The organism is Bacteroidetes bacterium GWF2_43_63 (assembly GCA_001769275.1).
In the GTDB taxonomy this organism is placed as follows: Bacteria; Bacteroidota; Bacteroidia; order Bacteroidales; family DTU049; genus GWF2-43-63.
In genome coordinates, this window is sequence record MEOQ01000037.1 from 1 (window position 1) to 13,754 (window position 13,754).

General features: G+C 44.2%; 9 protein-coding genes and 1 tRNA gene. All 10 read left to right on the forward strand.

From position 1 onward, the window contains the following. The first annotated feature begins 184 nt into the window (after positions 1 to 184). The 10 genes from A2W93_02130 (at position 185) to A2W93_02175 (ending at position 13,637) form a co-directional block, all read left to right on the forward strand. Complete coding sequence (locus tag A2W93_02130) at positions 185 to 2,038, forward strand: hypothetical protein (protein OFY53917.1); 1,854 nt, start codon at positions 185 to 187, stop codon at positions 2,036 to 2,038. A 349-nt stretch (positions 2,039 to 2,387) separates the two neighbouring features. Next, positions 2,388 to 3,176: a cell filamentation protein Fic gene (locus A2W93_02135; protein OFY53918.1), complete on the forward strand. Its 789-nt coding sequence runs from the start codon at positions 2,388 to 2,390 to the stop codon at positions 3,174 to 3,176. Positions 3,177 to 3,430: 254 nt separating this feature from the next. Then, positions 3,431 to 4,366 carry an NAD-dependent dehydratase gene (locus A2W93_02140; protein OFY53919.1) on the forward strand — a complete coding sequence of 312 codons (936 nt, stop codon included), beginning with the start codon at positions 3,431 to 3,433 and terminating at the stop codon, positions 4,364 to 4,366. After that, positions 4,366 to 5,229 (forward strand): dTDP-4-dehydrorhamnose reductase, encoded by an 864-nt coding sequence (locus tag A2W93_02145; protein OFY53920.1) that lies wholly within the window; start codon positions 4,366 to 4,368, stop codon positions 5,227 to 5,229. The genes A2W93_02140 and A2W93_02145 overlap by 1 nt, the downstream gene beginning before the upstream one ends. Before the next feature lie 161 nt (positions 5,230 to 5,390). Beyond that, complete coding sequence (locus A2W93_02150; protein OFY53921.1) at positions 5,391 to 7,100, forward strand: phosphoglucomutase; 1,710 nt, start codon at positions 5,391 to 5,393, stop codon at positions 7,098 to 7,100. A 44-nt stretch (positions 7,101 to 7,144) separates the two neighbouring features. Next, complete coding sequence (locus tag A2W93_02155; GenBank protein OFY53922.1) at positions 7,145 to 8,884, forward strand: hypothetical protein; 1,740 nt, start codon at positions 7,145 to 7,147, stop codon at positions 8,882 to 8,884. Continuing rightward, a complete protein-coding gene (locus A2W93_02160) occupies positions 8,881 to 9,702 on the forward strand; it encodes a DNA polymerase III subunit epsilon (GenBank protein OFY53923.1) in 822 nt (273 codons plus the stop codon). The genes A2W93_02155 and A2W93_02160 overlap by 4 nt, the downstream gene beginning before the upstream one ends. Before the next feature lie 636 nt (positions 9,703 to 10,338). After that, entirely contained in the window at positions 10,339 to 10,950 is a 612-nt protein-coding gene (locus A2W93_02165) for a 2-hydroxyhepta-2,4-diene-1,7-dioate isomerase (GenBank protein ID OFY53924.1), read from the forward strand. Between the two features lie 95 nt (positions 10,951 to 11,045). Continuing rightward, complete coding sequence (locus tag A2W93_02170) at positions 11,046 to 13,511, forward strand: hypothetical protein (GenBank protein OFY53925.1); 2,466 nt, start codon at positions 11,046 to 11,048, stop codon at positions 13,509 to 13,511. Between the two features lie 49 nt (positions 13,512 to 13,560). After that, positions 13,561 to 13,637, forward strand: a tRNA-Arg gene (locus tag A2W93_02175). Positions 13,638 to 13,754: the final 117 nt, after the last annotated feature.

The window sequence follows — 13,754 nt, forward strand, 5'->3', positions numbered from 1 at the left end:
TGAGTTCCTCTGTGAACCGAGCACCAGCGGTGCGAGCTCATGAGCACCTTGCAAAAGTGATTTAATGAGCGAATAAACTAGGATTCAGGAGGTTTTTTGCATGTTTCAATGCATTGCGAAATATTGAAGGTCGGTTCGCATGGATAAGTTGTTGTTTTTGTATATTTGTAAAAACCCAAACCAAATGCGAACAGGAATTTTGTTGTTTCTGCTGCTTCCAGCACTGGCCATTGCCCAGAAAGAAGTCCAAATGCCCGATTATCCTTCGTATCAGCAAGTGATGACGAAATTTCTGACCGATTACGACATCATGAATCTCGCATATCCGGAGGAATTCCGCCTCACAAAAAATCCGGACGGTTGGCATGCCGTGCTGTGGAACTATGAAAAAGAAGATGCAACAAAAAATGAGATTTTCTGGTCGCGCAGTAAAAACAAATATGTGGAAGTTCCTTTTAAACCCGCGGCAGTAAAAGAAATCACGCCCGATGAGCAAGCCGTAATTAATGACAACATGAACATCACCTACGATGACATGTCGCCATATAACTTCTATCGGGGTTGGTATAAAGATGTGATCAACGAATTCGGTGAGCAGAAAAATCTTTCTGATACGATGCTTAACGCACTGGCCCGTGCCTATGCCAATCATGCTTCGAATCTATTGGGCGATCAGTTCGGACTGTCTGTGAAATCAGAGATTTTTTCGTTATCAGTTGGGCAGAATGTTTTAAGTGAAGATCAGCTGAAAGCATTCCGATTGTGGCATGATAAATCGCTTGAAACATATAAAATTTTGTTGGCAAAAAATCCTGCATTCGCAACATTCATCGGCGATGCGTTGAATATTTATTCAAACGAAGTGATGGCTGGATATCTTTATTTGTTGTTTTACTCCAATGAAACAGAAGCCCGAAAAGAGCTCAGGCCGGGGCTTTACGACGATTTTATATTGAAGACCGCCCGTAATTATTTGAATTCGTGCGATAAAAACGCCATACTTTTTACCAGTGGCGACAACGATACTTATCCCCTGCTCTACGTGCAGGCATTTGAAAAATTCAGAACTGACGTCACCATTGTGAACATGAGTCTGCTTGGAATTCCGCGATATATAAGCCATTTGTTTGAAAAATATTCTACACAACCTGCGGTTGAATTCAGCATTGCGCGCGACTATTGGAATAATTCATCCAATGGGTACTACTACATTTTAAGCGAAACAGACTCTATGAATGCCATCACTGCTCTGAACATGACAGTCACTGATGATTTGTCAAATGAAGGCCGCGATTATGCATTATATCCGGCACGGCACACAGTTCTCAAATTCAATAACAAAGACAGCATCAGTATTTTTCCTCGCGAAAATTATATTTACCTGAATCATTTTGCCATGCTCGATATCATTGCATCGAACATTCCAAAGCGGCCGGTATATTTCACCATTACCTCTCAAGTGCCGATGATTCCTACCGATTATTTACTTGTTGATGGAATGGCTTACAAAGTTGTACCCTATCGAACCAATGACCTGGCCGATAATTTTTATTCCGGCGGTGTAGATCCAGAGCGACTTCTGGAGAAATTAAAAAACGATTTTCAGATGCCCGACCTCACAAAATTACCTGTTGCCGGTGAACATCATCAGCTATTTTCCTATAGCTATCGAATGATCATGTATCAGGCATTTGTTGAATTTGTGAAAAAATCGGACACTGCTCATGCAATGGAAATGTTGGATATGAGTGAGCAGTTTTTTCCTTATCGGATATTTCACGCCAATGCCAGTGCGATTCCGATTGTTCAATATTTGTACAAGCTTGGTGAGCATAGCCGCGCTGATAAAATTTCGTTTGAAATCATTTCAGGAATAATAAAGGAATACCCTGTCGAAAACAGCTCTGCCTCTGATATTCAAATGGGTTATTCCATGCTTGCATATCTTGAAAAACTAATAACTGAAAACAGCACAGATCTGAAGCTGCATCAGCTGATCAAGGAAAAGACAGAGCTGTATAGAAGCAAGGCCAAATAAAGCAGCTTTTAATCATTTATATGCAGCTTTTTACATATTTCCGGAAACTGAATCAAACCGACCATTCGCTTAACAAAATATTTATTTTCGTTTTGTGACCTATCTTTGTATCAATTCAAATGCAGCAACTACAACAAGAACGCTTATCTGCTGATTGGATTTAGGTTTTTTTCATGGGGCGCAACTGCCCGCCATCACGCTGAACATTCCGAGAAAGATGCAGCTGAAATGACGGGCGGTTGTAATTTTATTATTCACCTCTACGGCTTCGGTATAGTCTCAAGTGTATTTTCGTTGAGATGTCTCAAAATTGCGGTTAATCTATTATCTTTGTACAAACACCCTGATTATGTGGGCGGAATTAGACAAATATAGAACACAATATCTCAATCTGAATCTGCAGAATGCTCTTGATTATGAGAAATTCTGCATGATTTCTATTGTCTATCATTCTACCAAAATTGAAGGATGTTCGCTCACCGAAACCGACACAAAGGTGCTGCTTGATAAAGGAATAACAGCCAAAGGCAAGCCACTGAAAGATCATCTGATGGTGAAAGATCACTATGCGGCTTTTCTGTGGATGCAGGAGCAAGCAAACATCAAACGGAAGTTTTCGATTGAATTCCTGCAGGAAACCTGTGCCGTTCTGATGAAAAACACTGGCGAAATTGTTAATACAGCCACCGGTAGCTTCGATACATCAAAAGGAGAGCTGAGGCTGGCTCCCGTGTATGTCGATAAAAAATATTTTCCCGATTTCCGCAAAGTGCCGGGATTGCTGCAACAACTGAGTGATAATGTCAATCAAAGAATTGATGCTGTTTCCGACGAAAATGAGATTTTAAAATTGGCGGCCGACCTTCATTACAATCTGGTAAATATTCATCCTTTCGGAGACGGAAACGGGCGCTTGTCGCGCTTATTCATGAATTACGTGCTTATGTATCATCATCAGCCGTTCGTTAAAATTTTTACCGAAGACCGCACAGAATATATTGATGCACTGAACGAAACTGAAGAAAAACAGGATCCTGAAATCTTCAGAACTTTCATAGCAATTCAACAACTCAAATTTTTCAAAATCGAAATTGAAAAATTCTCCAAATCAGGACAGGGATTTGATTTGTTGTTTTGAATTTTGAGCATCTCTAAAAGCAATAAATCTTCCCCCCCCCGACGATTCCAGGTCAGCAATATCCAATTGTCAGCCCATTGTAGCTGACGCTAGAATGTCGGGGAGCAGTCGCAGCATTCGACTCTTCCAGGTCCTTCATTGCATTACGTACTCTGGCAGGTCGGGAGCAGTTTCACTGTCACGGTTACAAATCCGCGCCAGGTGTTGGTGATTAAGTTCAAAATTTTTATACTTTTACAAATCAATTACATTGAATGAAAAAGAAAATTCTGGTAACAGGTGGAGCGGGTTTTGTCGGATCTCATTTATGTGAGCGGCTTCTCAGTGATGGACACGAGGTGCTTTGCATGGATAATTATTTCACCGGCAGCAAGCAAAACATCGAGCATTTGTTGATGAATCCCTATTTTGAGCTCATCCGTCACGATGTGACCATGCCCTATTTTGTTGAAGTGGACGAAATCTACAATCTGGCTTGCCCTGCCTCGCCCATTCATTATCAGTACAATTCAATCAAGACCATTAAAACATCGGTGATGGGCGCCATCAACATGCTCGGGCTGGCCAAACGCATCCGCGCGAAAATACTGCAGGCCAGCACCAGTGAGGTTTACGGTGATCCTGATGTTCATCCACAGACCGAAGAATACTGGGGTCATGTGAATCCGATCGGCCCAAGGTCGTGTTACGACGAAGGCAAACGCTGCGCTGAATCGCTTTTTGTGAACTATCACAATCAGAACAATGTCCGCATAAAAATCATTCGCATATTCAACACCTACGGACCGCGCATGCATCCAAACGACGGTCGCGTGGTTTCCAACTTCATTGTGCAGGCCTTGAAAAACGAGGACGTTACAATTTATGGCGATGGCAAACAAACGCGCAGTTTCTGCTACGTAGATGATCTTGTGAACGGAATGATCGCCATGATGAATACAGGCGACGAGATTACGGGGCCCATCAATATTGGAAACCCGGGCGAATTCACCATGCTGCAGCTCGCCGAAAATGTGATCAGACTTACCGGGTCGAAATCGAAAATCCGCCACGAACCGCTGCCCGCCGACGATCCGATGCAGCGTCAGCCCGATATTTCGAAAGCAAAACAAATTCTTCACTGGGAACCGAAAGTGAATCTTGAAGAAGGATTGATCAAAACAATTGAATATTTTAAAAATACAATCTAATGGCTAAAATATGGGTCACCGGCGCCAATGGCCAGCTTGGAAGCGAGCTGCGTGAGTTGTCGAAAAGCTGCAAAGAGTTTGAGTTTGTTTTTACCGACATGCCTGAACTGGATCTGACAAAACACGATGCTGTAAAAAAAGCATTTAAAGAAATCAAACCCGATGTTGTGATCAATGCTGCAGCTTACACTGCGGTTGATCTGGCTGAATCGGAAGCAGAAAAAGCATATGCGGTTAATACGTACGCGGTTGCCAATATTGCAGCACTGTGTTCGGCCGGAAAAGCTTTCCTGATCCATGTTTCAACAGACTTTGTGTTTGATGGAAAACGTTCGGCTCCCTATCACGAAGAAGTAGCGGCCAATCCGGTTGGAACATACGCCGCCAGCAAGAACAAAGGCGAGATTGAAATCCTGCTTGGAACGCGTCATGCGGCCATTATCCGCACATCGTGGCTGTATGGAAACTACGGGAATAATTTCATGAAAACCATTCTTGACAAAGGCCGCAAAGGTGAAAAACTAAGCGTTGTGTATGATCAGGTGGGAACACCAACGTGGTCGGCCGATCTCGCAAAAGTCGTTGTAGAAATGGCGAAGAATGCAAAAAAAATCAGCGGTGTTGAATTGTTTCATTACTCAAGCGAAGGCGTGGCCTCATGGTACGACTTTGCCTATGAAATTCTGAAAATGAGCAATTCTAAATCAACACTGGTGCCGGTTGATAGCAAAGACTTTCAGCGTCCAGCTCCGCGCCCGGCTTACAGCGTTTTGAATAAAGGAAAAATCAAGAAATTCCTGGGCATCGAAATCCCGTATTGGAAAGATAGTTTGAAGAAATGTTTTGAACAACAAAAAGCATAAGGCATGCGGCACAACGCGCAACGCACAACAATAACAATCGCGCGGATTTGCAATCTGTGCGATGATTCACTGTCACGGATAACATATCCGCGCCAGTGAAAGAATCAGTAACGACTCCTGCTTCAGCAGGATAAATTCCACTTTGTAACGTGTAACGAAATATGAACATGGAAGAAAGAATAAATCAATGGCTCAGCGGTCCATACGACGAAGAAACAAAAAGCGAAATTCGTCGCATGCAGAACATCAACGATCCGGATTTGCAGGAAGCGTTTTATACTGATCTGGATTTTGGAACCGGCGGACTGCGCGGAATAATGGGTGTAGGCCCGAACCGCATGAATAAATATACTGTCGGGACCGCAACACAGGGGCTGGCAAATTATCTGAAAGAATCTTTCCCCGGTATTCAGATTTCAGTTGCCATTGCCTACGACTGCCGCAACAACAGCGATTATTTTGCATCGGTTGCCGCCGATGTGTTGTCGGCCAATGGCATCAAAGTTTTTCTGTTCGACGGCCTGCGCCCTACTCCGGAGCTGTCATTTGCCGTGCGGCATCTGCGCTGTCAGGCGGGCATTGTGATTACCGCATCGCACAATCCGAAGGAATACAATGGATACAAAGTATATTGGAACGATGGCGGGCAACTGGTTCCGCCGCACGACAAAAATGTAATCACCGCTGTGCGCGCCATCAGCAGCATCGCTCATGTGAAGTTTGATCGCAATCATGATCTTGTAACCGGCATCGGAAAAGGAATTGATGAAATATATCTGCGACAGATTATGCAAATTGTTTTATCGCCTGATGCCATCGAAAAGCAGCATCGAATGCCGATTGTATATACTCCCATTCATGGGACCGGGGTTACGCTCATTCCCAAAGTGTTGAAAAGAATTGGCTTTGGAAATATCATTCACGTTCCAGAGCAAGATATCACTGACGGGAATTTCCCAACCGTAAAATCTCCGAATCCCGAGGAAAGATCAGCGCTGGAGATGGCCATAGCTGTTGCCGACGAACATAATGCGGCGTTGGTTCTTGCAACCGATCCCGATGCCGACCGCGTGGGTGTTGCCGTTCGGGGCAAAGATGGAAAAATGGTTTTACTCAATGGCAATCAGACTGCGTCGGTGCTGGTATATTATACACTGACCCGACTGAAAGAAACAGGAAAAATGCCCGCTCATCCGATGATGGTAAAGACCATAGTTACTACCGATTTGCTTGCGACCATTGCTGCTGATTTCGATGTAAAAATGTATGATGTTCTCACGGGGTTTAAATACATTGCCGAAATTATTCGCCTGCAGGAAGGAAAAGAAAAATTTATCGGTGGCGGCGAAGAAAGCTATGGATATCTGGGTGCCGATTTCGTGCGCGACAAAGATGCAGTGATGACCTGTTGCATAATTGCAGAAGCGGCTGCCTGGGCAGCTTCGCGAGAAAAAACATTGCTGGATATTCTGGATGAAATCTATCAGAAGTATGGATTTTATGCCGAAGATCTTCTGTCGATCACAAAAAAAGGTATGAATGGTCAGCAGGAAATTGCAGCCATGATGAAGCAATTCAGGGAAAATCCGCCTATAGAAATCAATGGCTCAGCGGTTCTTACAATCAAAGATTACAAGTTTAAATTTTCGAAAGACCTGAAAACCGGCGCAGAGAGTGCAATTGCATTGCCTGTTTCCGATGTCCTTCAGTTTTTTATGGAAGACGGAAGCAAAGTCACTGTAAGGCCATCGGGCACTGAACCCAAAATAAAGTTTTATTTCAGCATAGTCATGAAAGGCACAGGCGCTCAGGCAGCAGAAGCAGCACGAGAAAAGCTGGGTAAGTTGTCAGCAGTTTTCAACAGCAAGTAACTGCTAACCTGAATGTTTTGTAAATTCGCCTTTTTAAGACCTACATGAGAATGAAACCGACCATTTTAGCTTTGTGCATTGTAATGCTTTTAGCATTCAAAGTCAATGCCCAGCCGGGAAAGGAATTTGTGCCTGAGGGAAATGCAAAATCGGCAGACGGATATTTCAAATATCAGAATTTCAAGGACGCACTTGCAGAGTATCTGGTGCTTCATTCGAAGGACTCGCTGAATATTGAATATATGCATCGCATTGGTCTTTGCTATTTATACACAAATATCGATAAAACCAAGGCTATACCATATCTTGAATGGGTTGTGACACAGGAGAAATTTGACCAAAACGCCTGGTACGATTTGGGACGCGCTTATCAATATGCCTATCGGTTTGACGATGCCCGAAATGCATTTAAGAAATTTTCGACACTTGGAGTAAAAGATAATAATCCAATTCCCGCTCAGCGTCAGGTTGAAATTTGCGATCAGGCCGAAAAGCTGATGAAAACACCGATCGATGTGACCATTTCAAATCTAGGCCCGGCTGTGAACTCTCCATTTCCGGATTACAATCCGTTTGTTCCAAAAGACGAAAGCTATGTGATTTATTCGTCGAAACGTGATGGTAATATGGGTGGATTCATTGACTATGACGGTTATCTTACTGCCGATATCTATTATTCGCAGCACGCCAATTCAGAGTGGAAAAAAACCAAACCGCTGTCGAGTACCATCAATACTTATCTTGTTGAAGAAGTCGCAGGGCTTACTCCCGATGGTGAATTTTTGTTCCTGTATTTTGACAATGAATATGGCATAGCCGATATTTTTATCTCCGAAGGAAAAGGAAAGACATTCAAGCGCCCTGAAGGATTGGGAGCCAACATCAATCAGAAATCGTTTGAAGGTGGTGCCACCATGAGCCAGAATAAAAAAGTACTGATTTTTTCAAGTAACCGCGAAGGTTCTCTTGGCGGACTTGATCTCTGGATGTCGCAGGAATTGCCAACCGGCGAATGGGGCGTGCCTGTAAACCTGGGCCCAACCATCAATACGAAATTTGATGAAGACTATCCATATATGGCACCAGATGGTGAAACCATGTATTTTGCATCGACCGGACATGAAAATATGGGTGGCTATGACATTTTCAAATGTACTTATGATAAAGCAAATATTACTTTTTCGAAGCCGGAAAATATTGGCTATCCGATAAACACACCCGACGACAATATTTCCATATCCTACACTGCGTCGGGGCGCCACGCCTATATTTCAGCTGTTTTGCCCGGAGGACTCGGACAGCAGGACATTTACCGCGTGACTTTCAATTCGATCAAACCGAAAAAGTGTTTTATCAGTGGCATCATCATGACGCAGGACAGCACGCCCTTGTATGAAAAATATAAAATGATGCAAACCCAGTTGGCTGAATCGCTGGTGCAACTCGATTCAATCAAACTGATGCTTGGAACAAATGATACCAGCAGCATTGAAATGTCTGCTCCCGGGTTGCAGGCTCAGATTGCACTGCTGGAAAAGCAGACCCAGTCTCTTCCTCAGGTGGTGATCCGCGTGAAGGACCAGAAAACCGGAAAGCTTCAGGGCCTGTATCGTCCAAACAAGAATTCGGGAAAATATATTATCATTGTTGAACCCGGAAATTATGAATTTACCTACGATTGTGCCGGTTACACGACACTCGTTAAACAATATGTTTTTCACGATGATGAAAGTAGCATAAGCAATGAAAATGAACATGTGATTCTAATACCTGAAACAAAATGAAACTGAAACTAAACAAACCGCTTGCAGTATTTGATATTGAGTCGACCGGCGTTGTGGTTGGTGTTGATAAAATTATTGAATTATTTATTTTGCGCATAGATCCCGATGAAACGGAGCATGAATATTACGTTTTGCTGAATCCGGGAATGCCTATACCTCCCATTACAACTGCTATACACGGTATCAAGGACGAAGATGTAAAAGATAAACCGTTTTTCAAAGACATTGCACACGACCTGTTGAATTTTCTCACCAATTGCGATCTTGCGGGCTACAACAGCAACAAATTCGATGTGCCTTTGCTGATTGAAGAATTTCTGCGTTGCGGAATTGAATTCGATTATTCCAAACGCCGCTTCCTCGATGTGATGGGCATTTTTCACAAAATGGAACCCCGCAATCTGAAAGCTGCTTACAAATTTTATTGCGGAAAATCGATTGAAAAAGCACATACTGCTGATGCCGATACCCGCGCTACATGGGAGGTTTTGAAGGCTCAGCTCGAGCGATACGAAGATACCGAGATCGAAGACGAAAATGGAAAACTCTTTAAACCCATCGTTAACGATGTCGAAGCATTGAGTAAATTCTCGAAAACCACTCGCAATGCTGATTTGGTGGGTCATATCATTTTCAATGAAAAAGGCGTGGAAGTTTTCGCATTCGGAAAATACAAGTGGCATCCGGTAGAAGAAGTTTTTCAGAAAGAGCCACAATACTACGACTGGATCATGAAAAGCCAGTTTCCCGAAAGCACCAAACGGCTCGTGAACGCCATCAAGCTGCGCGGCTTTAATAAAGGTAATGTGAAGGCATAGGGCTTGCGGCATGCGGCATGAGGCATGCGGAGCTCAAACACAATGCTCAAAGCACAACGCTTCGCGAGTTGAAAGTTCTAAAGTTGTAAAGTTATAAAGGCGACGTTAGGAGCATGTAGCATGCGGTACATGGCACAATGCGCAACGCTAAGCTGCTTTTTCAATCTCTCTGCGTCGCGCCTAGTCACGTTTCACGTGAAGCGACCTGAGTGCATTGAAAAATATAGAAACCACTCCGGAAACTGATTGATAATTTATCTTGTTTGTGTCATACAACCTTTTATTTCTAAAAATATAATTCAATCACGGGCAGGATTGAAAACATAAATTGTATCGCAGAATCGCCGCGTTGAACCAAAACTCAGCAGCATTCATTATCTTTGTACATCATAACATTGTTACCCTGTTACCCGTGTAACGATTTCCGCTTCCAGCGGAATAAATTCCACTTTGTAACGCGTAACGCTTGTAACGTGTAACGTCTGTAACGAAAAGAATGTGGAAATGTGGCGCTTCGTTTATGTGAAAATGTGTGAAGAGAGATTTAACTGAGAATCCGTAACGATTTCCGCTTCCAGCGGAATAAATTCCACTTTGTAACGTGTAACGTCTGTAACGCTTGTAACGAAAAAAGAAATGAAAATTATCTGCATTGGCCGGAACTATTTGGATCACGTGAAGGAAATGAAAAACGAAGTTCCTGAATATCCTGTGTTTTTTATGAAGAACGAGAATGCGCTGATCTACAACAATCTTCCGTTTTTCATTCCCGATTTCAGCAACGACATCCACTACGAATGCGAGTTGGTGCTTCGCATCTGCAAGACCGGGAAAAACATTGAAGAGCGCTTTGCATCTACCTATTACGACGCCATCACGCTGGGGATTGATTTCACCGCACGCGATATTCAGAAACGCTGCATTCAAAAAGGCGAACCCTGGGAAATTGCCAAATCATTCGACTGTTCAGCTCCCATGGGCGAATTCATGAGTCTCAGCGACGCTGGCCATCCTGACGAAATCATTTTCCGCCTTGAAAAAAACGGACAAACGGTGCAAACCGGCAACAGCAAAAATCTGATTTTTTCATTTGACCATATCATTTCGCATGTTTCAAAATACATTACACTGAAAACCGGCGACGTTATTTTCACTGGAACTCCTGCCGGAGTGGGACCTGTAGCCGGCGAGGATATTCTGGATTGTTTTCTGGCTGAAAAAAAAGTGCTGACTGTACGGATAAAATAACTCAATCTAAACGCTCACAATTCATGAAACACTACCTTGTCCTTTTTGTGATACTGATATCCCTTCCCCTGCTAAAGCTCAATGCGCAACCATGGATGAAAGCGCCTTATCTGAATATTGAAAAATCGGAAGCTACTTTCAGCCAAATCCAGCAGGCGTTTTATGAATATTGGGGAGACCAGCCCTATGAGCGCGGCAAAGGTTACAAGCAATTCAAACGCTGGGAATATCGGAATGAGCCCCATTGCTTTCCGGATGGGAAAGTTCAATCAGCCATCCGATACCTCGACGCTTATGAAGCAGCAAAGGCTGAATCGCAGCAATACAAACAGACCACAGTGGCCGCTAACTGGATTCCGCTTGGAATTTCATCGTGGCAGCTTGGATATAGCGGATATAATCCAGGAAATGGCCGCGTGAATTTCGTTGCGCAGCATCCCACAAATCCGGACATCATTTATATTGCCAGCCCCAGTGGCGGAATCTGGAAAACCGAAGACGGCGGCAACACATGGACTACCACCTATGACAATATGACCCGCCTTGGAACATCATGTATCGCCATTCATCCGCTGTATCCCGATACAATTTTTGTTGGTACCGGCGATAAAGACTCCTGGGACACGCAGGCATTCGGCATCCAGAAAAGCACCGATGGAGGCCTCACCTGGCAGAATGGAGGACTCAATTTTGGATTGAATTACAATAACATCAACAAGATACTTTTCAATCCGCTTAACCCGGATGTTATGTTTGCGTCAACGCCTGAACGCATTTACCGCTCGAAAAACGGTGGAACAAACTGGTCGTTGGTTTACAACGGCAACAACAACGACATACGCTGCATGTTTTATAAGCCCAACGATACAACCACCATTTACTGCGGCGGGGCCATGTTTCTGAAAAGTACCGATGGCGGACTCACATTTACTGAAGATACTCTGTTGCCACACGATACCTGCCGTCTCGAAATTGGCGTCAGCGCTGCAGATAACAATTTTGTGTATGTGCTCGCTTCAAAAGATGACAATACCTTTGGAGGCCTGTACCGTTCTACAAATAGCGGCTCCACATTTACGCTCATGTCAACCGCGCCCAATATTCTGGGCTATTCTGTTGATTCATCAGCATACACCGACGATGCTGGTCAGGCCTGGTACGATCTGGCCATTGCCGTTTCGCCACTCGACGCCAATACTGTTTTCACCGGAGGCATCAATATCTGGAAAAGCACCAACGGAGGCTCAGACTGGACGCCCATTACCAACTGGTATGTTGATGGAGCTTATCAGTACGCGCATGCAGACATTCATTATCTTGGATTTTACGGAGACCGCTTCTACTGCGGCAGTGACGGCGGTGTGTTTGTAAGCTATGATTATGGAACCACATGGACCGACCTGTCTGCAGGCCTCGAGATCACACAGTTTTATGCATTCGCGAATTCTAAACTTGATAATCAGATGATTGTTGCCGGCGCACAGGATAATGGCAGCAATAAGCTTCAAAACGGCACCTGGACTCATGTTTTCGGCGCCGATGGATTTGATGCACTCACCCACCCGACCGATGAATACACTTTTTACTGCTCCTATCAGAGTGGCGGAATCCTGCGCACATACGATGGTGGCGACAATTTCGACTACATCAACACCACCGGTCAGGAAGGTTCGTGGCTGACTCCCGTCGCCATGAATCCTGTCAATCCTTCCGTCATCTGGATGGGTCTCGAAGACATGTGGGTCAGCATGGACGAAGGCGATAATTGGATAAACACCACCAATGGGATGCTTCTGGGAGATAGAATTGATGAAATCGCCATTGCTCCAGGCAATCCGTTGTATGTGTATTTTTCGAACAGTGATTCTCTCTATATTTCGAAAAACCATGGTGCCGCCTGGACTGCTGTGCAACCGGTAGCCGGTTTTTATATCGTTGGTATTGCCGTCAGCGACGAAGACGAAGAAAAGCTGTGGCTTTCGTTGTCGGCTTCAGGAGGCGATCGCGTGATGGTTAGTTATGATGCCGGTGCAACATGGACCAGCATAACCGGCACCCTGAGCGGAGTTGGACTGAACTGCATTGTTGAAGACCCGAATTCGCCCGATGGATTGTATGTCGGCACAGAGACCGGTATTTTCTATCGCGACACGACAATGTCGGCCTGGGAGCCATTTGACAGCAATTTGCCGAAAGTGATTGTGAACGAATTGGAGATTGTGCCTGATGTACAGCGAATCCGCGCAGCCACCTACGGCCGCGGCATCTGGGAGAGTCATATGTACACCTGGAATGCCATTGAAGAAGACGGCAAGTTCGATTGCAGCATTTACCCCAACCCCGCATCAAAACTGGTAACCATCGACATTCAAAATGACACGAAAGCCGACCTGTTGCGGATTTTCAATGCCGGCGGCAGTTTAATCAGAACGCTGAAAATAGACAGCAGTCTTCTAACTGTTGATGTGAGCGGCCTTCCAACCGGAAATTACTATTTCCGCATTGAAAAAAGTGGTGAAGTTTTGGGAACACAAAAAGTCACTGTTATTTCAGAAAAATAGAAATTTGTTGTGCGAAAGAAATTTTTTATTAATTTTGCACTCTCAATCAGGCCCCGTAGCTCAACTGAATAGAGTATCTGACTACGGATCAGAAGGTTCCAGGTTTGAATCCTGGCGGGGTCACCTCAAAGGACGTTTCTGTTTTTAAGCAGAAACGTCCTTTTTTATTTCTGCCGAATGGCGCGCCGATACTGGCAAACAGAGTGACTACTTCGTTCACTTTGGAGGTTCGAACTTTGTTTT

What these genes read in the sequence shown, in the direction of transcription:
- A2W93_02130 (OFY53917.1), top strand. Translation starts at nt 185, where the DNA reads ATGCGAACAGGAATTTTGTTGTTTCTGCTGCTTCCAGCACTGGCCATT.
- A2W93_02135 (OFY53918.1), top strand. Translation starts at nt 2,388, where the DNA reads ATGTGGGCGGAATTAGACAAATATAGAACACAATATCTCAATCTGAAT.
- A2W93_02140 (OFY53919.1), top strand. Translation starts at nt 3,431, where the DNA reads ATGAAAAAGAAAATTCTGGTAACAGGTGGAGCGGGTTTTGTCGGATCT.
- A2W93_02145 (OFY53920.1), top strand. Translation starts at nt 4,366, where the DNA reads ATGGCTAAAATATGGGTCACCGGCGCCAATGGCCAGCTTGGAAGCGAG.
- A2W93_02150 (OFY53921.1), top strand. Translation starts at nt 5,391, where the DNA reads ATGAACATGGAAGAAAGAATAAATCAATGGCTCAGCGGTCCATACGAC.
- A2W93_02155 (OFY53922.1), top strand. Translation starts at nt 7,145, where the DNA reads ATGAGAATGAAACCGACCATTTTAGCTTTGTGCATTGTAATGCTTTTA.
- A2W93_02160 (OFY53923.1), top strand. Translation starts at nt 8,881, where the DNA reads ATGAAACTGAAACTAAACAAACCGCTTGCAGTATTTGATATTGAGTCG.
- A2W93_02165 (OFY53924.1), top strand. Translation starts at nt 10,339, where the DNA reads ATGAAAATTATCTGCATTGGCCGGAACTATTTGGATCACGTGAAGGAA.
- A2W93_02170 (OFY53925.1), top strand. Translation starts at nt 11,046, where the DNA reads ATGAAAGCGCCTTATCTGAATATTGAAAAATCGGAAGCTACTTTCAGC.